General features: G+C 48.2%; 22 protein-coding genes and 1 tRNA gene. 15 read left to right on the top strand and 8 right to left on the bottom strand.

Annotated elements, in window-relative coordinates; all coding sequences use genetic code 11:
* Positions 1-130: 130 nt before the first annotated feature.
* Positions 131-538, bottom strand: a complete 408-nt coding sequence (locus ACTJJJ_RS05900; RefSeq protein ID WP_440701633.1) for a helix-turn-helix domain-containing protein — start codon at positions 536-538, stop codon at positions 131-133.
* 141 nt (positions 539-679) lie between these two features.
* Here ACTJJJ_RS05900 and ACTJJJ_RS05895 point away from each other — a divergent pair, with 141 nt between their 5' ends.
* From ACTJJJ_RS05895 to ACTJJJ_RS05880, 4 genes are all read left to right on the top strand, one after another.
* Positions 680-2,098, top strand: a complete 1,419-nt coding sequence (locus tag ACTJJJ_RS05895) for a HEPN domain-containing protein (RefSeq protein ID WP_440701632.1) — start codon at positions 680-682, stop codon at positions 2,096-2,098.
* Positions 2,099-2,399: 301 nt separating this feature from the next.
* Positions 2,400-2,957, top strand: coding sequence for an antirestriction protein ArdA (locus tag ACTJJJ_RS05890; protein WP_440701631.1), 558 nt, complete (start codon positions 2,400-2,402; stop codon positions 2,955-2,957).
* A 168-nt stretch (positions 2,958-3,125) separates the two neighbouring features.
* Positions 3,126-3,446, top strand: coding sequence for a helix-turn-helix domain-containing protein (locus tag ACTJJJ_RS05885; protein WP_440701630.1), 321 nt, complete (start codon positions 3,126-3,128; stop codon positions 3,444-3,446).
* Positions 3,447-3,871: 425 nt separating this feature from the next.
* Positions 3,872-4,510, top strand: coding sequence for a response regulator (locus tag ACTJJJ_RS05880; RefSeq protein ID WP_440701629.1), 639 nt, complete (start codon positions 3,872-3,874; stop codon positions 4,508-4,510).
* Here ACTJJJ_RS05880 and ACTJJJ_RS05875 read toward each other — a convergent pair.
* The 6 genes from ACTJJJ_RS05875 to ACTJJJ_RS05850 form a co-directional block, all read right to left on the bottom strand.
* On the bottom strand, positions 4,479-7,520 hold the full coding sequence (locus tag ACTJJJ_RS05875; RefSeq protein WP_440701628.1) for a ligand-binding sensor domain-containing protein: 3,042 nt from the start codon (positions 7,518-7,520) through the stop codon (positions 4,479-4,481). The two genes, ACTJJJ_RS05880 and ACTJJJ_RS05875, sit on opposite strands and share 32 nt — an antisense overlap.
* Before the next feature lie 246 nt (positions 7,521-7,766).
* A complete protein-coding gene (locus ACTJJJ_RS05870) occupies positions 7,767-8,378 on the bottom strand; it encodes a response regulator (RefSeq protein ID WP_440701627.1) in 612 nt (203 codons plus the stop codon).
* Positions 8,379-8,472: 94 nt separating this feature from the next.
* On the bottom strand, positions 8,473-9,801 hold the full coding sequence (locus ACTJJJ_RS05865) for a T9SS type A sorting domain-containing protein (protein WP_440701626.1): 1,329 nt from the start codon (positions 9,799-9,801) through the stop codon (positions 8,473-8,475).
* A gap of 44 nt (positions 9,802-9,845) precedes the next feature.
* Positions 9,846-11,087 carry a tail fiber domain-containing protein gene (locus ACTJJJ_RS05860; RefSeq protein WP_440701625.1) on the bottom strand — a complete coding sequence of 414 codons (1,242 nt, stop codon included), beginning with the start codon at positions 11,085-11,087 and terminating at the stop codon, positions 9,846-9,848.
* A 591-nt stretch (positions 11,088-11,678) separates the two neighbouring features.
* Positions 11,679-12,989, bottom strand: coding sequence for a site-specific integrase (locus ACTJJJ_RS05855; protein WP_440701624.1), 1,311 nt, complete (start codon positions 12,987-12,989; stop codon positions 11,679-11,681).
* Positions 12,990-13,239: 250 nt separating this feature from the next.
* A tRNA-Lys gene (locus ACTJJJ_RS05850) sits at positions 13,240-13,312 on the bottom strand.
* Between the two features lie 469 nt (positions 13,313-13,781).
* Between ACTJJJ_RS05850 and ACTJJJ_RS05845 the strand changes: the two genes are divergently transcribed.
* From ACTJJJ_RS05845 to ACTJJJ_RS05820, 6 genes are all read left to right on the top strand, one after another.
* Positions 13,782-13,925: a hypothetical protein gene (locus tag ACTJJJ_RS05845; RefSeq protein ID WP_188929690.1), complete on the top strand. Its 144-nt coding sequence runs from the start codon at positions 13,782-13,784 to the stop codon at positions 13,923-13,925.
* Positions 13,926-13,946: 21 nt separating this feature from the next.
* Positions 13,947-14,126 (top strand): hypothetical protein, encoded by a 180-nt coding sequence (locus ACTJJJ_RS05840; RefSeq protein WP_426294439.1) that lies wholly within the window; start codon positions 13,947-13,949, stop codon positions 14,124-14,126.
* Positions 14,127-14,180: 54 nt separating this feature from the next.
* A complete protein-coding gene (locus tag ACTJJJ_RS05835; protein ID WP_426294440.1) occupies positions 14,181-17,207 on the top strand; it encodes a two-component regulator propeller domain-containing protein in 3,027 nt (1,008 codons plus the stop codon).
* A 3-nt stretch (positions 17,208-17,210) separates the two neighbouring features.
* Positions 17,211-18,017, top strand: coding sequence for a LytR/AlgR family response regulator transcription factor (locus ACTJJJ_RS05830; RefSeq protein ID WP_426294441.1), 807 nt, complete (start codon positions 17,211-17,213; stop codon positions 18,015-18,017).
* Positions 18,018-18,129: 112 nt separating this feature from the next.
* Positions 18,130-20,550, top strand: a complete 2,421-nt coding sequence (locus ACTJJJ_RS05825; protein WP_426294442.1) for a TonB-dependent siderophore receptor — start codon at positions 18,130-18,132, stop codon at positions 20,548-20,550.
* A gap of 155 nt (positions 20,551-20,705) precedes the next feature.
* The gene (locus ACTJJJ_RS05820) at positions 20,706-21,290 is read left to right on the top strand and encodes an RNA polymerase sigma factor (RefSeq protein WP_426294443.1); all 585 of its coding nucleotides are present in this window, start codon (positions 20,706-20,708) and stop codon (positions 21,288-21,290) included.
* 2 nt (positions 21,291-21,292) lie between these two features.
* Here ACTJJJ_RS05820 and ACTJJJ_RS05815 read toward each other — a convergent pair whose 3' ends face one another.
* Positions 21,293-22,195, bottom strand: a complete 903-nt coding sequence (locus ACTJJJ_RS05815; protein ID WP_426294444.1) for a LysR family transcriptional regulator — start codon at positions 22,193-22,195, stop codon at positions 21,293-21,295.
* Between the two features lie 90 nt (positions 22,196-22,285).
* Here ACTJJJ_RS05815 and ACTJJJ_RS05810 point away from each other — a divergent pair, with 90 nt between their 5' ends.
* The 5 genes from ACTJJJ_RS05810 (at position 22,286) to ACTJJJ_RS05790 (ending at position 25,497) form a co-directional block, all read left to right on the top strand.
* The gene (locus ACTJJJ_RS05810) at positions 22,286-23,041 is read left to right on the top strand and encodes an MBL fold metallo-hydrolase (RefSeq protein WP_426294445.1); all 756 of its coding nucleotides are present in this window, start codon (positions 22,286-22,288) and stop codon (positions 23,039-23,041) included.
* Positions 23,042-23,107: 66 nt separating this feature from the next.
* Positions 23,108-23,716 (top strand): alpha-ketoglutarate-dependent dioxygenase AlkB family protein, encoded by a 609-nt coding sequence (locus ACTJJJ_RS05805; protein ID WP_426294446.1) that lies wholly within the window; start codon positions 23,108-23,110, stop codon positions 23,714-23,716.
* A 112-nt stretch (positions 23,717-23,828) separates the two neighbouring features.
* Positions 23,829-24,272 carry a hypothetical protein gene (locus ACTJJJ_RS05800; RefSeq protein ID WP_426294447.1) on the top strand — a complete coding sequence of 148 codons (444 nt, stop codon included), beginning with the start codon at positions 23,829-23,831 and terminating at the stop codon, positions 24,270-24,272.
* 85 nt (positions 24,273-24,357) lie between these two features.
* A complete protein-coding gene (locus ACTJJJ_RS05795) occupies positions 24,358-24,897 on the top strand; it encodes a hypothetical protein (protein ID WP_426294448.1) in 540 nt (179 codons plus the stop codon).
* A gap of 60 nt (positions 24,898-24,957) precedes the next feature.
* Entirely contained in the window at positions 24,958-25,497 is a 540-nt protein-coding gene (locus tag ACTJJJ_RS05790) for a hypothetical protein (RefSeq protein ID WP_426294449.1), read from the top strand.
* Positions 25,498-25,526 lie beyond the last annotated feature (29 nt).

Raw genomic sequence — 25,526 nt, 5'->3', positions numbered from 1 at the left:
CAAGTATGCGCCTAAGTAAGGCGGCGCATAATCAGTGGCTTACATTTGAGGATGACCAGCCCCGACAATCGCTGAAACGAGGAAGGCGGCCAAAGTTGTGAGGCTATTAAGATAACCAATTCAACGAGATTTACGGGTGATCATTCTTTGCTTTAAGCAATTCGACCTTTTCGCGTTCGCTTTGCAATAGACGCTCGAGTAATGCAACCTTCTCATCGTATAACTGAATGATCTTTTCGATGGGATTGATTGTGCACAAATAGTTATTGTTATTCGAACTATTGTCACTAAAGTTATTGCCGATGATATTGAACACGGCTTCTTCGCTAAAATTCTTGATCCCTTCCGGAGTTACGCCAAGAATTTTTGCAATCTGTTCCAGAATTTGATCCTCCACATTTTCACTTTGTTCGATTTTCGATACAGTTTGCTGACTCACCTTCAGTTCGTAGGCAAGCGACTCCTGCTTCAGTCCTCGTAACTCGCGAATGCGACCGATCTTATGGCCAATATGATTGGGTTTTGTTGCTGTGCTCATGGTTACAAATAAAGGAAATATCCACGCGAACTTCAATAGAAGGCAGAAAGTGTTTTACCAAGGTTCTGTGGTAGTATACAACTTGCCGTGGTTCGGCACGTTCACCCGCTGCCTCTTTTTTGTCAAAAAAAAGAGAAGCCTATGGAGACTGTAAACTCAACAACAAACGAAAATCGGAGTTCGAGCGAGCAGAAGCATGCAGATGCCCGCGAAGCTATTTCAGATTTCTTTCACGCGACCGATATGGAATTCATACGTGTCGAATTGTGGCAATTCCTAAAAGCAGTGACAACAGAGAAACCGTTTTCATTTCTGGGTGATCCGTCCACGGTACTTTGCCTGGAAAGACATTTGCAAAAGATCATTAAGGCATGTAGGCTGCTATTAGATGTTGCCGAAGATGCTGGGACTGATCTGAATGCGGGCGATTTTCAGCCTTTCAGTCATGCGCAAATTGAAGCTGATCGGCAGTACATGCGTGATGTCCGGGAGCTCAACGACCGGCATGGAGGCATGATTCGCAGGCTGTCGCTCGCAGAGACCGAGCAACCCCTTCTAGCGATTAAGCGCGTTTTTGGGATTTACAGCTACGACCAGTGGCAAGAAATCCTCGAAGACTGGGTGGAATATGGATTAAGTAAAGTGAGTATTTGCGAAGCGACTGGCGAATGTGCTGAAATCATCCAGTACGAGTTATTGGAATCACTTCTCGAAGCCGTTTACCTTATTTCAAGAAGCGATCAAGGAATTCCGTATCAGAAACGCCGTCTTGGGAAGCTGGCAGGTAACAAGGCAGTCATTGAGCTGATAATTGCAGCACTGGACCCACTACTAATATTTGAGATAAAACATCCAATGCCCGACTCAGTGGAGCAAAAGCCATACAGGGACCTGCTGATCGTGTTTGCGGATGACAATCAAAAGCCCTTCAAAGAGCGTCAGCCCATCGTTGAGCTATTTAGTATGGGCGATGAAAAGCTCTGCTGCTCAGTTCACAAATTATCGGTTATTCATCAGGCGCTTACTAGCGGGCAAATGTATTTCTCTTTGGCCTGTACCACCGAAAACCTGGTTTACCAAAGGAGCCCTTCACCGTTGCCGAAAGTACTCCCCGAAACGCTCGAACGATTGATTGAGCAGTCAAGGCATGGCTTTGCGATCGGAATGCGAAAAGCCCGAAAGTTTTTCGAGGGAGCAGAGTACTACCGGCAGGTAAGTGAGCACGCACTATCGATGTTCATGCTTCAACAAGCTACTGAAACTACATTTCGTACTACTGCTATTGCGCTTTACGGAAGCGAACGGCGCACCCATTCGATCAGATCGCTTAAAAGGTTTAATTATAGATTAGCACCTCAACTGAATAACATCTTTCCTGGCGGTTCGCCAGATGAAGAACGGCTTTTGCAACTTTTGGAAGACGCATATCTGGACGCCAGATACAATCCGGACTATCAGGTCAGCGAACAAGAAGTTCATTCAATTTCTTCTCGGGTGTTACGCTTGCTGGAATTAGTCGAAGCAGTTTTCGAAGAACGAATGACTGCAATTAGAGTTTAGCGGGAGAGGCACCTACAGTGCGTTTTCTAAGTTGTTCAGAATGCCGGCAAGAATCACTAAAAGATGCGTTCAGTGCAAACGAAAGTTACAAAGCAAAAAAATGACGGTTGCAGGCCTACACTGCGTCATCCGGCTTTTTAGCTGGCCGCACATCTACCAGCCGCACCTTAAACCGCCGGATGGGCTTACAACCATGGGGACAAGCCCCGTCATTTTTTCATTGAGTGAAAGGCAGCGATTGCCCTGAGCACAAAGCCGGGGCGGCCCCGCCGGGCCATAGCTACTAAAATGCCTTTCAATCATGAGAAATCTCGAAAATGCTCCAAGAATCTATATTGGAACCTATGGCAAGTACAACAGTGGATCGCTATTTGGTAAATGGTTTGATCTGACGGACTATGCAGACCTTAAAGAATTCTTGCAAGACTGCTACGAGTTCCATCGAAACGAGCTAGATCCGGAGTTGATGTTCCAAGATTGGGAAAACATCCCGGATTTTTTGATATCCGAATGCAGTCTTCATAAAGAAGCTTTTGGCTACTTTGAGGCCACCGGCGAAATGGACGATGAGACTGCCGAAGCATTCGAGATCTATTGCAAGCAAATCAACTATTGGCCGTCTTACGGATACGAGCTGGAAGACCAACTTGAAAGTTTCCAGGAAAGCTACCGGGGATTCTTTGGCGGTTCAGGGAAAGACGCTACACTTGAATACGCCTATCAATACGTCGAAGAGACTGGCTTGTTGTCAGGAGTTCCAGTGACTCTCGAGCGTTATTTTGATTACGAAGCCTTCGCCAAAGACTTGTTTTTAGAAGGATACAGTGAATACGAAGGTCACATCTTCACAGATTATTGAAGGCAAAGTGCCGTTCTATGCTGCCCGCATCGAACGGCACTTTATTCTTTTTGTTCCACTGGGAAAAAGGGGAAGCTAGTATCAAATGCTGCCTATTATTTTCCGATCAAAAACATCGTCTGAACGGATCAATCGATGTTTTTGATTGTTAACGTAAAGCAAGGAACTATGGAAAAGAAGGGCAAGCAATCAGAGGAAAATTCAGCCTTGTTCACGCATCAACTAGTCACTGTGGCGGATCTGGAAAAATTTAAAGAGCAAATACTCTCTGAAATGAGACGGCTGCTTGCAGGTGGAGGCACTCAGCATGCCAAACAATGGCTCAAATCTCGAGAGGTAAGGAAGCTACTTGATGTGTCACCTGGCAAGCTGCATACGATGCGTGTAAGTCGCCAGCTCAGCTTCATGCGGATTGGCGGTGTGATATACTACGACCGGGCAGACATCGACAAAATGTTCGAGAAGTTTAAAACAGCTGCTCTGAAATGAAGGCCGAACGGTGCTCGGCTGGTTTTGGAAGCCAGTATCCCCCGGACGAAATTCACCTCAGGGCTTTTTTTTGCAACAAGGGGCGACAGAGTTCGACGGTCACGCATTCTTTCACCATTTGAAAACCAAGTCGTGAAAGAATGACCAAGGGGCGTCGGTAAAAAATTGGAAACGGCTCGCTTGGAATTGGATTTGGTATGGCGCCGACAATCATAACGTCTAAATTGTTTCCTTTATTTGCCAATGTCATAGTTTACATTCCACTCTTAGACCAGTTACAATTTTAGCCTTGGCAATTATGCACTTCGCCTTTTTGAAAATTCAAAAGGATAATTTTTTGAAGGTTAAGTATAATATTTATAGAACTATTGCTACAATAAAAATATAATTCGCTAACTCGGTCGCCGACAAAAAAACGCCTCAAAATGAAGAAAATCCTGATTATCGAAGATCATTTTATGGTGAGGGTGAGCCTTAAAATCATGTTGAACGAAATCTATGGCAAGGTCGACTTATTTGAAGTAGATAATTATAAAGACGCGTTACGGCTCACAGTAGATCATGCATTTGAGCTGGTTGTGCTTGACATTGACATTCCTGGCGGAAAAGGGACTGCAATGATCAGTCAAATACGGCTGCTGCAACCTAGTGTCCTGATCCTGGTATGTTCGGCAGCAGATGAGGAAAAGTTTGCACTTGATTACATCAGTAATGGTGCCAACGGATACTTATCCAAATCGGCGCCAAAGAATGAGGCCATGAAAGCGATAGAGACGGTAATGGGAGGAAAAAAATACATCAGCAATTCCGTCCAGCAGCAGCTGCTGGATAATATGCATTCGGGTGGTAAGTTGAATCGTACGCGCTCGGATAATGGCTTATCTAAAAGAGAAGCCGAAATTATGGAACTGATGTTAAAGGGGAAATGGGTTAAGGAAATTGGAGCGATGCTGGATTTGCGCCCCAATACCGTTAGCACTTATAAAGCGAGGGTTTTTGAAAAAATGGGAGTCAGCAACGTCTTCGAGTTGTTCAAAAAAGTAAACGCTCTGGGGGACGAATAAGCCGCGACTGGCTGTCCCGGGCTGAGGCAGCGTGAGGGAACAAAAATACAAAGCGGGTTCCCCAATGGTCACATTCCACTTGCATACTTGCTGAAACAAAAGGGGCGATTTCCTTGACAATCACCAAACCTATTCCATGGTAATCGTCTGGAATAGCACTGGGAACGGGCGAGGCAAACCAGGTGAGCAGCTCATTGGGCATGCCATTTCCTGAATCCTCGATAATTAGTTTTGTGGCGTGGGGCTCTTGCTCAGTATATGCCCTTATAGTGCCGTTTTCCGTGAATTTATTGGCATTATCTACCAAATTGTGGATGATGATATCCAATAATTGCGGACTGGAAAAGACGGTAGTGGCATCCGCTATATCGTTCACAAATGTATTGGGATTACTTTTGATGGTCTTGCCATATAGCTGGAAATTCTTTTCTATCAGGTCCCACAGCACTACCTCTTCTTTGATAATCTTCTTTTTGTAGACCTGGGTCTTGACGTAGGCCAACAGATCTTCCAGGGAGTTTTTTATGCCAAGCATGGCCTCTTCCACATTTTCTCCGTACATGGAGGCGTGATCATATTGCTGTTCTTTAATCATTCTTCTCATCTCGCCGGCAACAATGATGGTCGAAGTAAGAGGCGTCCTCACATCATGTGCTATGGAGGCTATTAACCTTGATTGCAGCTGCATCTGGGTCAATAATTCGCTTTGTGATTCTTCCAGGCTTACCAGGGTTTCTGTTAAAGCCTTCGTGCGATCGGAAACTTGATTTTCAAGTAACACATTCCGCTTTTTGATCGATCTGAACCGGATTTGTAAGATCGCCAGTACCACCATGAGCACCAGCAAACCGCAGAGCAGATAAAACCACCATGTTTCGTGCCAAAGCGGCGGTACTGTAATGGCCATTGCCTTATTTGCATAGTTACCAATACCAAAGCCGTTTTTCTTCCGGGCATGTAAGGTATAGCTCCCTTTCGGAAGCCGCAATATGTTTATCAACCCATCGGAGCCATCAATAGTAAGCCAATCCGATGCTGCCGGTAAACGGCCCTGCCTGGTCAACGCGTAAGAAAAATTTACGTTGTCGGAATTGCCAAAGTATGGCGTGGTGAGATATAACTTGAGTTGCTTCTGATCCTGTTGGAAGATAATTTCCCCTTCTTTGAAACGGATACTTCTTCCATCGATCTCTACCCGGTCGACAATAATCGATTTGTCCGGAAGCTCGGCGGAGGTTTGCTCAGGTTTAAACCAGACCAAACCACTCATCGAGGGGAGCGACACATGTCCGGTAGGCAACCGTACTGCGCAAGGTTGACAGCCACCGTTAAATTCATTTGATTTCAGACCGTCTGCTTTCGAATAATAGTGGTAATACAAATCTGTCGGCTTTATCGCATAGTTTAACAGGTCCGCTTTACGTATTTGCAACAAACCTTTGTTGGTAGTAATCCAGAAAAAGCCCTTCCGGTCCTCGACGATACAATGTGCGCTGGACAAGTGCAGCTGCTTGTCAAAGGGGAAATGGGTCAGCCGGTCGTTCTTCAACAGAAATAATCCGTCTTTATAGGTGGTGATCCAAACCTTGTCATCGCCTTCCGAAATATGTAAACTTCGGATATAAATATTTTCAAGCCCTTTAATGTAAAAGACTCTCCTGGTTTTTAATGATACTTTATATAATCCCTTTCGTGTACCAACCCACAGTATGTCAGTTGATTGCTGTTGTATGAATGAAATGTTGAGCAGATGACCAAACAGGAAGAGCCTGGGGGCCGGAACAGGAGCACTTGGATCGACAAAGTACAGTCCTGCGGTCCTTGTTCCAACCCAGATCTTCCCATCTTTTCCTTCGTAAAACGTACTTGCTTCTCCGGGTAACTGCCATTTCATTTCCGGCACTTTACCCGTCGCTTTAAAAAGATAGAGTAAGCTGCGGTGTTTGCACCAGATCCTTCCTGCGCGGTCGACCAGAATGCTGGATTTGTCCCAAAATACAGTCCGGGTAATCTGTTGCAGTTGGTTTGCGGATACCCTGCCATTAGTCGGATCGACACTGAATACGACGCCCTGACCAGAAAGAACGCTGCGGCTGCCAAGCACGGCCTGGCTGTAAAACACATTGTCCGTTTCTTTGAAATCCGCTGTAAGTGTGTGAAATGGCTTCCTTTTCAGGATATATAATCCATTGACCGGGCTACCTAAAAAAATTCTTTTTGTTTTCGCATCATAGTATACGGCCCTGATTTTGTTAGCCTCAAAATCGAACCCATCCAGGATCAGATTGGAAGTTACCCCGCCCTCAGCGTTTGCATACAAGGCGTAAAGGGATTTGCCGAGCAAAATGAAAACCTGGTTGGAACAATTGTTCCAGAAAATAACCTGTGACTTTGTTGCCGCGTACAAAGGGTGGTTTAGGATATCCCCGGAGAGCTTAATTTGTCGCCCAAAGGAAGAGCCCTTGCCTGAATACCGGGTGAACATTCCGCTTTCCACTCGGTAGAGATCACTGCCCAATCGGAAAAAATCCCAAAAGCTTTTGCCCGGCAGGGATGCGGATTTTACCTTCTTCTTTCGGACATAGTATTCGATATTTTTCCTGTTGTAGACAAAATAACGATCCAGTTCGGCTGGTACCAGATAATAAAACCAGGGGGCGATGTGATCCACGGACGGGCTGGGCAGTCCTTCTGCGATGTAGGCGTTCCTGTTTGCAGGGCCGGTAAAGGGCTGCGACAGCAGCTGTTTCTCATAGAAGACACTATCCCCGATTGCTTTGCCACCAGTTATGTGAATAAATTTTTTTTCGTTGTTGATGGCGAAGAAGCCGTTGTTTGGAAAGGCAGGATTGGGTTGAAAGGATGCAATACTCCGGTCGGAATAATAACTGCCGAAGTAATCGAAGATTGTAAAATGTTTCCCGTCAAAACGGGCAAGCCCTCTTTCCGTGGCAAGCCAGATATTACCTATGGAATCTGCAACAATTGATTTGACGCTATTTTGGGGCAACCCATTCTCGTCTGTATAATGACTTATGTGGTATGCCGAAAGAGAATCGGAGACTATCTGTTCACCCTTGCCGATTAAGACGTGGGGTAGAAAAAGGACTACAAAACAAACTAAACAATAAAAATCCTTTCTCACTCCCGGTTATTTCGTTGATCCCTTATATTGAATATTTTCTATTTGTCAAAATAGCGGGTATTTTCCGTCTCAAACAAGTTGTAGAAATAATTTGTAGAATATATATTAAGGTCAGTAACTTGGCAAAACCATTTTCTTAAAAAATTCCAACATAGTCTTCACACTAAGTTTTTGAAAAATGCGGCGCTTGTAAACGGCTATTGTGGTTCGTTTGACACCCAAAACAGATGCGATCTGATCATAGGATTTATTATCGGCAAGCATCTGAGCAACAATTCTTTCGGTACGGGAAAGCGTAACTTGCCCACTCTTGGGTACTAATTGCTGGAGGAGAAATTCTTGCACATCCCCACTGATATATCTGTTGCCAGCGGGCACGGTGGCCAGGGCTGCCTGGATTTCGTTCGCTGTTGACTTCTTTGAAATGAAACCATTGGCACCCGACTGAATGAAAAGGCCCAGATAGGCATATTCTTCCGCGAGGTACACCAGGATCGGAAGCTTTGGATAAACATTCCGGATGGAAGCGATCGCGCCTACATTTTGTCCGTCGGCGACATTGATATCCAGTATCAACAGGTTAACCGGCCTGCCCTGTAAAACGGAAGTACATTCTTCAATGGTTTTTACCTCGAAAATGCGGGATTGAGGATATTCTTTTAAAACACTCGAACGGAAACTATTCAATAAGAGCGGGCTATCTTCGATGATCAGTACGTTCATAGTGGGAAAAGGGTGCTTGTTTATCAGAACTATGCAATGAAAAAACATCTTTCCGATGAACCGGAAAGATGTTGGGAACTACTTTTCTATCAATCTATTCCTGTATCAGGATCTTCTGGGTCGTTTTTTCACCGTATGGCCAGGTGATTTCCACCACGTGTAACCCTGCTGCTAATTTGCTGATATCGATCCCGCCGTCTTTAAGGGTTCCTGACCGAAGGACGACTTTGCCGTTCACATCCAGGATCCGCATGCTTACAATTTTGGCCAAGTCCTTGACGAACAATTTATCAATCACCGGATTGGGATATACAACCCCTTTCTTCAAATTTTCAAACTGAACGTTCCGGATACGGCTATACGCAAACGTGCCATCACGGTCGATCATTTTCAAGCGATACAGGTTTTCTTCGGCCAACGGATGGGCATCTACAAAATGATAATCTACCAGCGTTTTGCTTTCCCCCGTCGATTGGACTGCTCCGACGTATCCCCAGTCGTTACCATCCCGGCTACGCTCTACTTCAAAACGGTCACTGTTAGTCTCTTCTGTGGTCGACCAGGTTAGCAGGGCAGTGCTCCCTTCTTTGACTGCATTAAAACGTGCCAGCGTAACCGGTAGCGGGACAAAGAGTGAAGCGAAAGTGTACGCAGTATAGGTGTTGGGCGCTATGGCCGCTGTCGTCGTGATCGACCCGACTCCAAGGTCACTGGCCCCTCCTAAAATGGATGTAACATCCACCTTGGAAGGGATCGCCACCCATTGAGTTCCATTCCAACCTACGATGGTTAATTTATTGAGCTGGCTGGTGGTTAAGGTTGCAATGTTGCTGCCTGCATCCCATGTCAAAGTGAGCGGGGTTGCATTGGTTCCGTCAATATCCCAGTACTCCACCGTGCTTACCACGTCGACATTATCACCCACGCTGCTCGTGGCAAATGGCCCGCCCGTCGGAAGCGCAGTGTAATCGGTACCTGTGAAAAGGTTGCTGGTTACAGCAGTATTAGGATCTGAATGAAAATAGGCACCCATGGTTCCATCTCCCGAAGCTGCAAACTGTCCCAGGTTACCGTTATCGCCGACCGGGAAGATAAATTCTCCTGTTCCATACTTGCGTACATAGCCGTCTACATATCCCGCATTCGACGCATTGGTGGAAACCAGGTTTGTGCCTGAAAAGTTGAGGACACCGAAGTTGCCTGCCGCGCGGTCGGTCAGGATCACGCCCGGCTGGGCACCGCCGCCGCCGGTAGCAAAATTGTGGTCGGCAAAGAAGGTCATCTCCGCGCCGCCAAAGATGGTGGTATTGCCCTGGCTTCCTTCCTGTGCAAAGGCTATGAGAGGCGATGCAAGCAAGGTTACCGCTGCCAATGCAGCAATCCAGCCATTTCCTACCGAAGAATTGTTATATATTTTCTCCATTGTTCTGTTTTGTTATGGGTAAATAGCATTTGAGCATAACTGCTTTATTTACCAACCGATCCAGATGGAGGAGAAGTGGAGCTCAGCGATTTTACATGTTCCCCGGTGCTCAATAGGCGCTCGAGCTTGTTTACACGCTCATTGAGTTCTGCACTCAACTGCGCTTTTTCGCTTTCCAAGGATCCCACTTTCTGGTTGAGAGACTCTACTGTCTGGTTCAGCTCTTGTACTGATTTTACCAGCATAGGCACAAGTTTGCTGTAATCTACCTGCCAGGGGTTAGTCTTGGCATCGGCGCCTCCTACGGTAACTGCCTGCGGGTATACTTTGTGTAATTCCTGTGCCAACACTCCAGTAGAAAGTGATTTGGTTTGATCTGCTTTAAAATTGTAATCGTACACTTTGACTGTTTTCAAGGCTTCCAGTCCGAATTTAGTGGTGCGGATGTTTTCTTTCAGGCGTTGATCCGAAGTGGTAACATAGTTCACTCCTGCGCCGTTGTACAAAATGCCACCGACGCTAGCACCATTAACATAGTACGCTAAAAATGCTGAGTTTACAGCTGCACCAGCGGCTTTGCCCAAATGCAGGTTAGCCGAGAGGCCTTGGGTACGTTGAATACCAACGAATGCATCACCATTTGGATTATTGATTACTTCAAATCCGCTCATATTAGAAGTGCCGTTCCAAATGCTACCAGTTTGCACAGCGGAGGTTGGCAAGATTTTAGTAGTTCCCCGAACATCGAGCTGGGATTGTGGGAATTCGTTGTTAATGCCAATGAAACCAAGTATGGTCGGACGGGCTGATATCACCAGTGGATTTGGATATAACACCGAGTTTGCGTCCACCACTTGCAAACGAATATCGGTGGCTTGGTTTCCTCGTAGAAAGGCATATTTACCCTGTTGACCATCGACCTCATAACCAAATAACGCACGTCCCCCATTCACTCCAATGGTAGCAGTTGAATCGAAATTATTGCCTCCGACCGGATCAAAGAGGGCAACAATATTACGTGCAAAAGGTAAGTCTAAATCTTGGACAGCCCGGACCGTAAGCGTGGCACCAGGCGTAATAGTGCCAATACCAACGTGGCCGGTTTTCATCACTACGGTATGCCTGTTGCTGACTCCTTCCACGTCCAGATTGGCATTAGGAGTAATCGTCGTCGGGTTTGACCCAATCTTTACCTGGGCAAAAACCGAGGCGGAACTAAAAAGCATCGCTGCTGCGAACAACGCGGAAGTAATCGTTTTTGTTGAGCGTAGTTGTTTTGTTTTCATTGGTCTTGAAGTTGATTAATAATGTGAAATGAACAGGTAAGATTATTTGGCAGGCATCAATGGTTGAGAATTACGTCTTTTAAATGTTCCATTAGATGATTTACTGACTGAGTGTGTGCATGGTGTTGTTTATTCGAAATGTGTGCAACGGATCAATTGTGACTGTCCTCGAAATATTTGCAATCCCCAGACTCAAAAGTATGCAACTAGTGACTGCCCAGTTGTACGGCCATTTCATTATTGCCAAGGAACTACCCCTTCATTTGTAGGGATAGTTCTGTTGATAAAATTTGGATTTGGGTTGAATTCTATTATGTATGGCTTCGGAAGGGCTATGACTCTTCTAATTATCGAATTGTAATCGACACAATTGTAGCTGAGGAGTAAAAAATGAAATGTTGAGCGAGAAAAGGCGCCCTTTGGGACGCCTTCGATGGGCAGGCTGGAGCCTTATAGTGATATTTTTTGAGACGGGATTCAATAAAATGAGCCGTGAAATAGAAGGCTGGAGTCTGATAGACTTCTTCTACCGGCCCGGCCGCCAACAGTTGAATGCGGGCGAGCGGGTTAAATAGCTCTATTTATTGACGCTTAGGAAGCTTGTCGAAGCTTGCCCGTTTTGGTAAACAATCTATTTCTTACTAGCCCTACATTCTCGCTGATGCGCGATTTTCTAACCCGGCAATAGCGCATGGTCGTGCGAATGTTCCTATGGCCGAGCATTTTGCTAACATCCTCTAAGGGTACACCGTTATTGAGCATCATATCAGCGAAGAAGTGTCTGGCGTCGTGGGTGTCCAGCCTCCTGATGCTTCCCGTAGTATCCCGAATATCACAGAGGTCCGCTAGTTCTTTCAGATAAGTATTGTACCTGAAATTGCTGTTGACAGGAATCAGTTTATCGTGGGTTACGCAGTAGGGATGGTCCTTGTACTTCTCAATCAACTCCTCGACAATCGGCAGTATAGGCACCATTTCGCCGATCTGCGTTTTCCCGCGTTTCCGGACGAGCCACCTTTCTCTTTTCGGACCGACAAGCGTAATGCTATCCCGTGTGAGCCCATAGATGTCCTGGTAAGCAAAGCCGGTAAAGCACTGAAAGATGAAGGCGTCACGCACTTCGGCCAGCCTTTCAACATGCAACTTCTTTCGATGGATTCTTTCCACCTGTTCAAACTCCAACGGGATTACTTCAACATCACCGCCGGAGCATTTAAAACCTTCCATCGGGTTGCGCGTTATGAAATCCTTTTTGACGCCGATTTTAACTATCTGCCTTGTCCACTTCACATCTTTGCGTGCAGATACCTCCGCGAGTGGTTTAGGCTTGTGAAGCGTCAGATATTCGTAAAGCTCTTCTGCAAATAGGCCTGATAGCTCCGAAAAATTCAAATCCGACGTTTTGTATTGAAACTTGATAAAAGCGGTAATATGCCTTTTAAGTTTTCGCCAATGCCGCAGCGTATTGTCTGAACGCATTCCGCGCTGAACCATCAATTCAAATTTTTCGATGTGCTCATCAAATGCTTGAAGCAGCGTCTGCTGCTTCTTCAACATTTGCTTGGGGGTATCGACTTTGTCCTCCACCGGCTTGCCTTTGAAGACGTTTTTAAGCATAGTAGGCGTAATGCATTCAAACTGCGATTGCAGCACCATGAACTGGGAAGTCAGCGAAGTGCGCGCCTGATCGATGGCAATGTTGATCAGTTTGGCTTCCATTCCTGAGGCCGTCACTTTTTTAGTTTGGTTGCACCAGTCATCGGGGTGCACTTTTTTGCCGAGAGAGATTTCGTCATCGAGACCATCGATGGTAATCCGGACATAAATCGGCGCTTTGCCGTCTTTGGTTGTTTTGGCTTTGAATAGCCAGAAGAGGATCGAAAGTTTCTGATTGCTTTTCATCCTTCACATTTTTAAGTGATCTAATGTTCCCTGAGGGGACTTCCCGCAGGCGACGCATCGATTTCCTCAAAACCACATCACACAAGCTATTTTTGGAAATTCGGTTACCTAATTTAGAAAATCAGATAGGTAACCGAAACGGTAACCGAATCGGATAGGTTACTTTGATCAGGAATGACTCAAAAATTTTGAAACAAGCTGATTTTCAGAACAATTTAAACCAAAAAAGCGCCCTTTGAGGCGCTTTCAGTGATCCCGCTGGGATTCGAACCCAGGACCCATACATTAAAAGTGTATTGCTCTACCAGCTGAGCTACGGAATCATTCCGATGTTGGTGCTTCGAAAAACTTGGCGCTTCGGGCTTGCTGATGCACTTCATAGGAAGTTAACAATCAGTGTCGCTGCTGGCGTTTTTTGTTTTTCGTTTCGCCGTATCGTGGTGCAAAAGTACAATTGGGATTTTACCAAACAAATTTTGAGAGCACTATTTTTTGGGCTCAAATGCAGGAAATTTCGCAATGGGCTCAGATTTAGAAATTTAAACGTCTAAAAAAATTTAAATTTTTTTGATTTCATATCCCGGTAATATGCAGGCTCTAGGTAGGCGATGGGCCGTGGGAGGGGCATAATGTTCGCAGAGCGGAAGAAAAGCCGCGGTGATGTGTAGTTCCGGATATCAGATGTTTTCCGCCAGCTATGTGGATAGGGGCGCCAGATTTGAACCCATAAACATTTGCGCGGCGTTTATGGCGATTTTTAGGATATCAATCAATCAAATCAACAGCAGGCGTATGGAAAGAGGCGGTAACCCGGTAAAAAAAGAGGGGAGGAGGTTGGCGAAAGGGGAGATCAGGAAATTCTTTGACCGGGAGTTCGACTGGATTGCATTATTGCTGATCACGGTAATCATCCTGCTGAGCCTCGTATTTTTCTGAACGCCGGTCGCACATGCGCTTATGAAGACACTTTTAGGTTACCTTACTTTTGCAGCTTTGCTCGCGCTCTGTTATGTCGAAAAAATAAACGCGGAGGCTGCGAAAAGCCGCGCCCGCGGAAGACCTGCCCGGCATCATGCGCAGCGTCGCGGACCGATTTGGGTGGGGCAGCATCTTACCGTCGTACAATTGAAGCAGTAAGAAGCCCGGCTGTTGCGCTTAAAGATATTATTTGCTCAGCTTTCCTGAACCCGCATGCGGATTACCGGTCTTTTGATCCTCATTTTCTTGCTCAGCCGGAGCGTCTGTGCACAGATGCCCGTTCTTACGCTCGAACATCTTACCACAAAGGAAGGGTTGCCTTCTAACGACGTCTGGTGCCTCAATAAGGATCGCCGGGGGTTTCTGTGGATCGGTACCGGGCGTAACCTTTGCAGGTACGATGGTTATTCGTTCCTGCGCCTGGACAGTCTGCAACTCGGATATTGCTCGGGCGTGTCGGCCGATTCCAAAGGCGATTTGTACACGTCGGTAGACACCCGCGGCATTGCCCGAATCGATCGCAACACGATGGAAGTGACCACATTGGTGCAGAATAATTATGACGACCAGGACACAGGTAACGACCTTCACGAGCAGGGAACGGTGGACTCATATGATCAGATGTGGGTTTGTGATTATACTTCCGTGCAGCGATACGATATAGCCAAAAAGAAGCTTTTCCGCTATACTTTTGCCGCTTCCGGTGACGGCGATGTGTACCAGTATGCCAGCTTCTTCGAAGACCGCCAACGTGTATTGTGGATCGTTTCGGAATTGGGGCTTTATTATTATGACCGTAAAGCGGATAAGCTGGTGTGTGTGCTGGGGCCGGCATCGATTTATCCTGAAAACCGCGTCAGTATCCGCCTGAGCCGTGGTTCCCAGGACGACGCGGGTAATTTATGGATCGGGGGCTATGAATATGGTTTAATAAAATATTCGCCTTCCGATCACAGCTTTTCGATACGGAAGGCTGGCTTTGAGCAGAATGATGTCGTTTGCGCCCGGGAATCCCGTGACGAGAACGGCCGTAAACTGATTTTTGTCGGAACGAACGACGGCGTTAGTGTCTATTACCCCGAGCGGAACGAGCTGTACCATCTTCCCGAATTTTATAATAAAGGCATTCGAATCAAGGATATGTACGACGACGATACCAATGGGATTCTGTGGATAGGTACGAGCGACGGCATATTCAAATACCGTTATCGGAATATAGGGGTTCGCACGGTGGCGATACCAGCCGACGTGGTACGCCAGCCCGTGCAGGTATCGAGCATCCAGCCTGCCGAGGGCGGTGGTTACTGGCTCGGCCTTTCGCATTCAGGAGTGCTGCATTGGCTGCCTTCCGCGAACCGGTTCAAACTTTACCGCTTCGATCAGGAAGAGGCTTTCACCAACAAAGTCAGGACGATCGGCGGAAAGGCGTTTGTGTTTACCGAGAAAGGGGTTTTTACAGGTGATGTCAATTCGGGTCGCTTCCGCCCCTGGCATTCAGGAACGGTGCCCTCCCGAAACGTCGATTTCAGGGATGGGCTGCTGGATCGCAAAGGCCGTTTGTGGATCGCGAACCTGAATGAAGGACTCAAAGTATTCGACCCGGTTACCAACAAGGAGCTGCATCTGTGGGCGCCCGAAGAGGGACGGAAACTGGTGCACCAGAATTATGTCAAGGGCATCCGTGAAACACCTGACGGGAGAATCTGGATTGCCGCCTGCTCGCGTGGTTTGTTCTTTTTTGATGAAAAGAAAGCTGCATTTACAAATATTCAGGAGCTGGCGGTGAATAAGGGCCGGCGGTTGGGAGGCGATTGCATCAACGGTATTCAGGTGGCACCCGATGGTTCCATTCTGGTGGCCAGCTGGGGTGGCGTTTCCAAGATAGCGCCCAATGGTATGATCAGGCAGTCCTTCGATTTCAAGTCGGGTACTTTAATGGATACCTATTGTGCAGATATCGCAGAGACGCCAGACGGCCGGTTCTGGTTCAGTACCAATGAGGGTATTCATGTCGCGGATCCGAAAACGCGCTCGGTTCGCTATCTTACGACTATCGATGGCCTCCGCAGCAACGCGCCGGTGGGTTTTTATTACAATGCACCCGGTGAATTGTTGCTGGGGTATATCAATACTTTGAATATACTCGATATGAAACAGCTCGGGGGTAGCGTGCGGTCGCCGGGGATCGCGCTGGCTTCCGTGGAGGTAAAGGGGAAAAAGCTTTTTCAGGATACGGCAAACAAAATCGTGCTTCAACCCGACGAAAACTCTGTCAATTTCAGTTTCACCACACTGAATTTCGAACCGGCGTCGCAAAATCGGTTCAGCTATCAGCTCGAGGGTTATAACGACGATTGGACGGACATCGGCAACGAGCATACCGTTTCATTCGCGAATTTGCCCGCTAGCACCTATACGTTGCGCGTGCGCAGCAGCAACGCGTCTGGTAATGCAAGCAAGGAACCGTTGGTGATCCAGCTAACGATCCGGCCTTACTTTACCAATACGTGGTTTTTCAGGGTGATTATCGGCCTTACGATCGCCGGGTTGATCGTCGCCATGATGCGATGGCGGGTGGATACCCTCGCGGAGCGGAACCGGCTCGACCTGCAAATCACCGAATGGAGGCTCAAAGCATTGCAGTCGCAAATGAACCCGCATTTCCTGTTCAACTCGCTCAATTCGGTGCAGAATTACCTGCTCACTAACAGGGGGGTCGAGGGGGCAAAGTACCTCTCCAAGTTTTCCAAACTCGTGCGGCGTATTATGGAAAATTCAAACCACCAGTATTTGTCGTTCGAGAAGATCATCGACACGCTGCGGATGTATGTCGAGATCGAGTCTTTCCGGTTCAATCACGAGTTTACCTATACTTTTGAAATAGAAGAAAATGACGTGCTCCTCGATGCCCTGCTGCCGCCCATGCTGTTGCAGCCGTACGTGGAGAATGCGATCTGGCACGGGCTGATGCCCAAGGAAGGCGAGAAAAAACTGACGATCACGGCACGTTTGAGCGACCGCCACATTATTTGTACGATCGGCGACAATGGGGTCGGGCGGGACTTTTCACCTCGGACGGAGGGGCACATTTCGAGGGGGCAGGAGATGACGCGGGGCATATTTGAAGCATTGAGGCAGAAGGACAGCGAAGCCCGCATTGAAATGATCGATCTTTTTGATGACCAAAACAAACCGGCCGGAACGCTGGTCAAAATGATAATCCCGATTGAAAACGTATAAGCTATGAGCCAATCTTTACGCGCAGTCATTATCGACGACGAAACCAATGCCAGGGAGGCGCTCACCAATCTGATCCGGATCGTGAGCCCGGAAGTCGAAGTTTGCGGCGAAGCGCGGAACGCCGATTCTGGCATCGAACTGATTCGGAAGCAACGGCCTAACCTGATATTCCTGGACATTCAAATGCCCGGCAAAAGCGGTTTCGATCTCCTTTCCAGCTTCGAAAAGGTCAATTTTGGGGTCATTTTTACCACTGCATACCAGGAATATGCCATCCGGGCATTCCGTTTCAGTGCCATCGATTACTTGCTTAAACCCATTGACCCGGATGAACTCCAAACGGCCGTCTCGAAGTTCCGGGACAGGGTAGGGAGCGTGAACCCCCAGCAATTACAGATTTTGCAGGAGCAGCTGGACCCGGTTCGTGTGCCGAGACTGGTCGCGCGCAAACGTAATGACAATCAGCGCATCGCATTGCCTACCGCCGAGGGTATCCATTTTGTGCAAATGACTGACATTATCCAATGCGAGTCGCTCGGTTCCTACACCAAATTCCACCTCGTGAAAGGCCCGGCGATCGTCGTCTCGCGCCTTTTGAAAGAATATGAGGAAATTCTTGATAACTACTATTTCTTCCGCGTACATCAATCCAACATCATCAACCTCGAACACATTAAGCGGTATGTCAAAGGCGACGGCGGGCAGGTATGGATGAGCGACAACACCGAAATCGAAGTTTCGCGGCGCCGCAAGGACGAGTTTCTTTTGCTCTTGTCTGATTTTTACGTGAATTCGGGTAAGTTGAAATAACATCTCCGGCTCCCGCATCCCTAAGCGGGCGAAATAAGCCAAGTTCTTTGCTATATTTTGTTGTTTAGATTTAGTTTAAATAATATTTTTGAGCCAAATCTAACATAACGGTATGACAAAAAAGCTATTTCTACTCGCATTAATATTCTATTTCGTTGTTGCAAAGGCATTTGCGCAAAACGGTACGATCAGTGGATCGGTGCGCACTTCCGATGGCGAGCCGGTGGAGCTCGTTACTGTGAGCGTGAAGGGTACTGCCAAAGGCGCATTGACCGACCGGAACGGTAAATACCAGATCAGGAATATTCAACCCGGCTTGCACCAGCTGGTGGCATCTTTCATCGGTCTGGAAAAACAGGAACAGACGATCGAAGTGGCGGCCGGCAGCACTACTTCGCTGGATTTTACCCTCAAAGAAAACTCGGCCCAGTTGCAGGAGGTGATCGTTTCGGCCCGCAACCTGAACCGTGAGAATGGGATCGTAGCCAAAATCCCCTTGAAAAAGCTGGAAAACCCGCAGGTTTATAACACGGTTTCATCGGAAATCATGAAGCAGCAGGGCATTACCAACTACGACGACGCCCTTCGCAATGTACCGGGCATCTCGCGTACCTGGGAGTCGACAGGCAGGGCAGGGGATGGGGCCTCCTATTTCGCATTGCGTGGTTTCGATGCGCAGCCGACGCTTTACAACGGCCTTCCCGGCCTCACGAGCGGTAACCTCGACCCGGCGAACGTGGAGGAAATCCAGGTGATCAAAGGGCCTTCAAGTACGCTTTTCGGCGGTGCGTTTTATAGCTACGGCGGTATGATCAATACGATTACCAAAAAGCCTTACCACCAGTTTGGCGGCGAGATCGGCTATAATGCAGGCAGTTTCGGGTTGAACCGCGTCACAGCGGACATCAATGCTCCGTTGAGCAAGGCCGACAAGATTGCATTGCGCGTCAACACGGCTTATCATTCCGAAAACAGCTTTCAGGATGCGGGTTTCAAGAAATCGTTCTTCATCGCACCTTCGCTGACGTATGAAGTGAACGACCGCCTGTCGCTGCATTTCCTGACCGAAATCCTGGAAGAGGAAAGGGCCGTTGCGCCGGTATTCTTCCATTCTGACCGTTTCAGCCCGCTTCCATTCAAAAATCTGAAAGAATTAAACCTGAACCCGCGCCTTTCATTCACTTCGAACGACCTCACGATTCGTAACCCGCGTTTCAATTTGCAGGCGCAGGCAGTTTATAAACTATCGGATCAATGGACGTCGCAGACGGTTTTTTCCAGAGGAACTGTGAAATCCAATGGTATTTACACCTACATCTGGGACGATGTGTCGGGGGATAACTGGTTCAGTCAGTATTTCCACAAAGAGCAGCAAACGACCAATACTACCGATATCCAACAGAATTTCAACGGCGATTTCAAGATCGGCAACATGCGTAACCGCCTGCTGGTAGGGGTTGATTATTTCAGAAGAAATGTCATCGATAATGGCTCAGGCTGGGCTTCGGCGCGCAACGTGTCACCACAGGGCGATGTAAATTATGTGGACCCCTACTCGGGCGACACGCTCGCTCCCGTGTACCTCACGCAGGCGTCGATCGATAACCTGCTCGCCGGCCTGGAAAACAGCGCGAGCAATATCACCAGCAGCTCATTCGGTGCATATGCTTCCAATGTGCTCAATATCACGCCAGGATTGAGCGCCATGGTGAGTCTCCGCGCCGACTATTTCGATTCGAAAGGCGAGAAGAGCACTTCCGACGATGACTTCGACCAATGGGCGCTGTCGCCGAAGTTTGGGATCGTGTACCAGCCGGTGCCCGACAAAGTTTCGATTTTTGCGAATTATATGAATGCCTTCATCAACGTCGCCCCGCGGCAGGTAACCGATGTCGACGGCAGCAACCCGCGCGTCAAATCGTTCCGGCCCGAGCATGCCGACCAGTGGGAATATGGTATCAAAACCAACCTTTTCTCCGACAAACTGGCCGCCACGCTTTCGGTGTACGATATTAAGGTGTCTGATCGCGTAATGCCCAGTCCTGCCAATATCCGTGATTACACCCAGGGCGGAAAAGTGGGCAGCAAAGGTTTCGAAATCGACCTGGTGGCCAATCCGGCGACTGGCCTGAATCTTATCGCAGGTTTCAGCCACAACAGAACGAAGGTGATCTCGGGCGATCCCGAAGATTTTTACAGCGAACCCGGCCGTGCGATCGGTGGACAGGGGCCGCAAAACCTTGCCAACTTCTGGGCTACTTACCGGATCAGCAGCGGTACCCTCAAAAACGCAGGTTTCGGCCTTGGCGGAAATTATGCGGGCGAATATAAAGTGATCGATAACAGCAAGACCGGCGTTTTTATGCTTCCAAGCTACACTTTGCTCAATGCGAGCGTGTTCTACAATGCAACTCATTTCCGGATTTCATTGAACGTCAACAACCTCACTAGCAAAGAGTATTATATAGGTTACTGGTCGGTAAACCCACAGAAGCCCAGAAACTCAACATTGAGCGTAGCATATAAATTTTAGTTGAATGAATTGATTTTTTAAGGCCGGAAGCAGCGTTTTGCTTTCCGGCCTTGTTTTTTTGCAATTTTTTTGATCCAAGCTGATAAGGTTGGATGGCCTAGGGTATAAACGGACAAAGATCATCAGTCAGTCACTACCCAACTCCGTTTCAGCACATGAAGTCTTCTATCAAAAAAAACTATTGCACGCTGACAGACCTTGTCAGAGCTTGCCAGAATCATGATCCGCGCGCACAGACGCTATTCTATAACCGGTTCCGGACCGAGCTCATGCGCATTTGCGCGCGCTTCGCCAGAACGCGTATGGAGGCGGAGGACATTTATCAGGAATCGTTCGTGAAAATTTTCAGGCATCTTCATGACGTGCAAAACATTGAATCGATAGAATCCTGGATGCGCGCCGTCGTTACCCGCACGGCCATCAACTACTACCACCGTACCACCAAGAAAGAAGCGATGAACCATTCGATGGACATGTCGCCCATGGATTTCGAATCCAATGACCATAACTCCATTATCGATATGCTGGGCCTCGGGATCGTCAACGATATGATCGCCCAATTGCCGGAGGGGTACAAAAGGATCGTGAACCTGCACCTGATCGACGGCTATTCGCACATTGAAATCGCCCAGGCACTGCGCATTACCGATAGTACTTCGCGCTCGCAGTTGCTGCGCGGGCGAAACCTTCTCATGAAAAAATTGAAAAAGCAGGGAATTTCGGGCTACGAAATCCCTTGAATTCAGGCGGCAGCCGGATTTTCGGTTCCTAACAATGCAGCTTGTATCCTGCCTACGAGGCCGGCTAGCGGCTCGCTCCGGTCCTTGTGCGTGCAAGCATACCAGTGACGTGTACCGATTTCCGAACGGAAAGGCAGGGTCTTGAGTCCGCCTGTGCTCAGGTATTGGCGGGCGGCCCATTCGGCCATCACTGTAATTCCCATCCCGAACCTGACCATTTCCACAATGGCCTCGGTCATGGGAATGTGGATGACTTTTTTAGGGGAAAGATTCGATACCAGGTCGGGCGAAAGCAAGTTACTGCTGCTGCTGATCTGAAATGCCACCAGGGTTTCGGAATGCATGTCTGAGAATTCCAGCGGGGTATTACGCAACGCAAGCGGGTGCTTATCCGAAAGCAGCGCTACCATCCTGTCTTCAAAAAGCGGTTCGAAATGCAGGCTGCTATTGCCATTGGTGCCATTCACGAGCGCGAGTTCCAACTTGCCGGCTTCGAGGTATTCCATAGGGCGCCGGGTCGCTTCGGCCACGATCTGGATGTCGGTGCCGGGGTAATCCTCGTGAAAACCGGTCAGCAGCCGGGGCAGCCAGTGGTAGCACGTATAGCATTCGGTACTGATGCGGATCGTTTGCTTTTTGCCTTCGCGCATTTCTTTCAGTTCTGCTTCCAGCTCTCGGATCACCGGGAGCACCTTTTGCGAGCTCGTCACCACGCGCTGGCCGGCCTCGTTCAGCACCAGCTTCTTACCGATCCTGTTGAAGAGCCTCACGCCGCTGGCAGCTTCCAGGTCGCGGATCTGGTGGCTCAGCGCGGACTGGGTGAGGTTGAGCTTCTCGGCGGCCCTGGTTACCGACCCTTCACTCGTGATCTTCTCAATAATATAAAGGTGTTGGAGTGTTAACATGAGTATTATTCATTGTTTCGATAAAAATAAATCATTTTTCTCATATATCTAAATCTGATACTTTTGTCATGTACTAAAAATCGATAGCACATGAAACTTCACAGATTATCCTGGGCCGGACTAAAAATTGAATCTAACGGACAGATATTACTCATAGATGCCGTACAGAACTACCAGCGCGGCGCCTCGATCGGACCCGAAAATCCTGTTCAATTTGCACAAAATACCCGGGCAGACGTGGTACTGATCACGCATTTACATTCCGACCATTACGATCCCGAAGCGATCCGCTCGGTGCTGAAACCGGAAGGCACTTTTGTCGTCTCCGAGCAGATCGCCGCCGAGGTACGCAACGACGGTTTTGCCCCTCTGGCGCTCGCGCTGAACACGCCGCGTCAGATCGGTAATTTTAGGATCACGGCAGTATTTGCCATGGACGGTGTAGGCGACAAGCAAGTTTCGTGGGTGATCGAAGCCGACGGCCAACGCATTCTGCATGGTGGCGACACGATGTGGCATAACCAGTTCTGGCAACTCGGTAAAACGTGGCAGCATTTCGATGCCGTGTTCCTGCCGGTGAACGGCGCGGTAGTGAATATCCCGCGTGTGGTGCCCAGCCCGGTACCAATTACGCTTACGCCTATTCAGGCGGTCACCGTCACGCGTCTGTTGAATGCGGATGTGCTGGTGCCCATTCATTATGGTTTTCATAGGGATGGCATGTACCATCAGTTCCCGCAAATGGAGGAGGACCTGGGCCGCGAAGCCGAATTGCAAAATGTAAAAGTACAATGGGTGGAGCCGGGAAGTCGGGTTGCATTGCCGGTTACCGAGGAGCTCGTATAGTAGGGCGCGTAGACTTTTTTGTCATATTTGTTGTTATGCCTCGGAACACAACCATCAGCAAACCGCATGAAACAATTAAGTCTGTTTGGCTCGCAGGAGGCATTGCAATTCCCCGAGGATCTGCTCGAATATTATCCAGGCTTCGTATCAGCGACCGAAAGCGCGGGGCTCATCCGGCAATGGATTACCGACGTGCCATGGCGGCAGCAGGTCATGCAAATGTACGGCAAGGAGGTAACCGCGCCGAGGCTCATGGCCTGGTTTGGCGATACCGATAAATCATATACGTTTTCCGGAACCAGGTTTGAGCCATACACATGGACGCACGAACTCGCCGATCTTAAACAACGGATAGAGCAGAAGACTGGCTTCGCATTCAATAGCGTTTTGCTCAACTACTACCGGGACGGCAACGATTCAGTGGCCTGGCACGGCGATAACGAGCAGGAACTGGGCAGGAATCCCGTGATCGCGTCGGTCAGTTTGGGGCAGGAGCGGCGATTCGAGTTCAGGTACCGGTCCGACCACGCCCGGAAATATGGCCTGACATTGGAAAACGGCTCGCTGCTTGTCATGAAAGGCGACTTGCAGCACACCTGGGAGCACCGGATTCCCAAGTCTAAAACACAAAACGGGCCGAGAATCAATCTGACCTTCAGGACGATCGGCAGGTAGTGGCGCGGCTTTTAGCTAAATGCGTTGTTGTGGTTACAAAATTTACATGCTGTTCCAACGAAAGTGGATAGCGGAGCATCTAAGTAACTGAAACAAATTTAATTCTTAGCCCATGAAAACTACCCGCTTACTCCTTTCGCTGATGCTGCTTTGGACGGTAATGGCCTGTACAAATGACCCCTCCGAGCCGCTGGACGATACAGCGAAAAGGGCGTTGAAAGAAAATAACGGCCTGGTCGGCAAATGGAAGATTGTAGAATACCTGGCTGATCCCGGCGATGGCAGCGGAACCTACCACGAAGTGAAGAGCGAGCTTGCGCATACCATCGAGTTTAAGGAGAATGGTGAATTTGTGGAGAAGAAAGCTGTGGGGCAATCGTCGGTGCCGTTGTTCAACGCTTACAAGGTCCTCGACGACAAGCGAATCGAGCTGATCCCGATCGATAAAACTTCGCCTTCGCATATCTGGTACTATTCAGATCTGTCGGCAAGTAAGGTTACCCTCGGTTATGGCTGTATCGAAGCGTGCTCCGGCAAATATGTGGCCGTGGAATAACCGGGTAACAACCATTTAGCGGTCTGGTTTGTCATGGTATCAGCTTGTTGAAATTAGCTAACTTTAACGACAAGCCGATAACGTCATGAAAACCAGATCGTTTTTATTCGCTCTTTGCATAATTGCCGGCGCATTGCTGCTGCCGGGCTGTTCAGGGGAGGAATTTCCTGTTCCCGACGACCAGGAGATCTTTTTTGAAGTTAATTACGTGAACTACGCCTGGGGTTTTCAGAACGACGGTTTGCTGATCGACAAAATGGGCCGGGTGAGAACATTTGACAAGCCGAATGACTGGAAATTCGCGTCGTCGGGGTCACTTACTGCGGCTGAAATGGATGAACGACTGGCAAAAACAACCGTTTCAAAATATTCGGTACCCGCAAATGAGCTGGCCCGGTATGTCAAAAAAATGAAGCGCGTAAGCGACAAGGATTTTACTGAGCTGTCGAACAGAGGTGCCGACATGGGGGCAAGTGCATATTATGTCTACCGGTATGATTCAGGCTCGAAGACCTATCATGCTGTACTGCTTCAAAGCGTTGGCGATAATGATATTTATAACAAGGATTCCGATGCAAAGGAGATAGCAGAATGGCTTGTCAAAGTGCGGTTGGAAAGTCGATAGTAATGACGATCGTTCAACCAGCTAAAATGATTAACTTTATGTCAATCAGCTATTTCAAACATGAAAGCCCAATATATCATCCCGATCCTGTTTTTCAGCACATTAGCTGCGCTTTCCGTTTCGTGCTCCGACGACGTTGTGGTTACCAATGAGCAGGAAGTTTATTTTGAAATACATTATACCAACCAGGCCTGGGGAAACCAGTTTAAAGGTTTTTTGATCGACAAACAGGGGCAGGTACGAACCTACGACATGCCGACGAGCTGGAAAGGCAACGATTTGCAGTCGATACTTTCGAAGGAGGATATGGACGCGAATACCTCGCAAACGACGATCTCTTCCATCAAAATAGCTACGGCGGATCTCAATAAATACATCGATGCCTCCCGCAAGATCTCGGGCGATAGCTTCTCGAAACCACTCAATGGCGGCGCAGATCTGGGCCTCACGCGGTTTTACAGTTACACTTACGACGCCGACAAAAAGACCTATTCCCCCGTATTGCTCCGCCAAATCGGCAATGTGATCATCCATAACCAGAACGCGAATGCGAAGGAAGTGGCCGACTGGCTGGCGAAAGTGATGGATGAAGTTTATTAAAATGTCTTAAAACAAAAACGGGCTGCATG

The organism is Dyadobacter sp. 22481 (genome assembly GCF_052044875.1).
Taxonomy (GTDB): domain Bacteria; phylum Bacteroidota; class Bacteroidia; order Cytophagales; family Spirosomataceae; genus Dyadobacter; species Dyadobacter endophyticus.
This window is presented reverse-complemented; position numbering and strand designations above follow the sequence as displayed.

Bases quoted from the DNA above. Each gene is read 5' to 3' on its own strand.
- ACTJJJ_RS05880 (WP_440701629.1), top strand. From the start codon at position 3,872: ATGAAGAAAATCCTGATTATCGAAGATCATTTTATGGTGAGGGTGAGC.
- ACTJJJ_RS05815 (WP_426294444.1), bottom strand. From the start codon at position 22,195: ATGTTAACACTCCAACACCTTTATATTATTGAGAAGATCACGAGTGAA.
- ACTJJJ_RS05795 (WP_426294448.1), top strand. From the start codon at position 24,358: ATGAAAACCAGATCGTTTTTATTCGCTCTTTGCATAATTGCCGGCGCA.
- ACTJJJ_RS05805 (WP_426294446.1), top strand. From the start codon at position 23,108: ATGAAACAATTAAGTCTGTTTGGCTCGCAGGAGGCATTGCAATTCCCC.
- ACTJJJ_RS05870 (WP_440701627.1), bottom strand. From the start codon at position 8,378: ATGAACGTACTGATCATCGAAGATAGCCCGCTCTTATTGAATAGTTTC.
- ACTJJJ_RS05855 (WP_440701624.1), bottom strand. From the start codon at position 12,989: ATGAAAAGCAATCAGAAACTTTCGATCCTCTTCTGGCTATTCAAAGCC.
- ACTJJJ_RS05900 (WP_440701633.1), bottom strand. From the start codon at position 538: ATGAGCACAGCAACAAAACCCAATCATATTGGCCATAAGATCGGTCGC.
- ACTJJJ_RS05885 (WP_440701630.1), top strand. From the start codon at position 3,126: ATGGAAAAGAAGGGCAAGCAATCAGAGGAAAATTCAGCCTTGTTCACG.
- ACTJJJ_RS05830 (WP_426294441.1), top strand. From the start codon at position 17,211: ATGAGCCAATCTTTACGCGCAGTCATTATCGACGACGAAACCAATGCC.
- ACTJJJ_RS05810 (WP_426294445.1), top strand. From the start codon at position 22,286: ATGAAACTTCACAGATTATCCTGGGCCGGACTAAAAATTGAATCTAAC.
- ACTJJJ_RS05800 (WP_426294447.1), top strand. From the start codon at position 23,829: ATGAAAACTACCCGCTTACTCCTTTCGCTGATGCTGCTTTGGACGGTA.
- ACTJJJ_RS05865 (WP_440701626.1), bottom strand. From the start codon at position 9,801: ATGGAGAAAATATATAACAATTCTTCGGTAGGAAATGGCTGGATTGCT.
- ACTJJJ_RS05820 (WP_426294443.1), top strand. From the start codon at position 20,706: ATGAAGTCTTCTATCAAAAAAAACTATTGCACGCTGACAGACCTTGTC.
- ACTJJJ_RS05790 (WP_426294449.1), top strand. From the start codon at position 24,958: ATGAAAGCCCAATATATCATCCCGATCCTGTTTTTCAGCACATTAGCT.
- ACTJJJ_RS05840 (WP_426294439.1), top strand. From the start codon at position 13,947: ATGAAGACACTTTTAGGTTACCTTACTTTTGCAGCTTTGCTCGCGCTC.
- ACTJJJ_RS05890 (WP_440701631.1), top strand. From the start codon at position 2,400: ATGAGAAATCTCGAAAATGCTCCAAGAATCTATATTGGAACCTATGGC.
- ACTJJJ_RS05895 (WP_440701632.1), top strand. From the start codon at position 680: ATGGAGACTGTAAACTCAACAACAAACGAAAATCGGAGTTCGAGCGAG.
- ACTJJJ_RS05835 (WP_426294440.1), top strand. From the start codon at position 14,181: ATGCGGATTACCGGTCTTTTGATCCTCATTTTCTTGCTCAGCCGGAGC.
- ACTJJJ_RS05845 (WP_188929690.1), top strand. From the start codon at position 13,782: ATGGAAAGAGGCGGTAACCCGGTAAAAAAAGAGGGGAGGAGGTTGGCG.
- ACTJJJ_RS05860 (WP_440701625.1), bottom strand. From the start codon at position 11,087: ATGAAAACAAAACAACTACGCTCAACAAAAACGATTACTTCCGCGTTG.
- ACTJJJ_RS05825 (WP_426294442.1), top strand. From the start codon at position 18,130: ATGACAAAAAAGCTATTTCTACTCGCATTAATATTCTATTTCGTTGTT.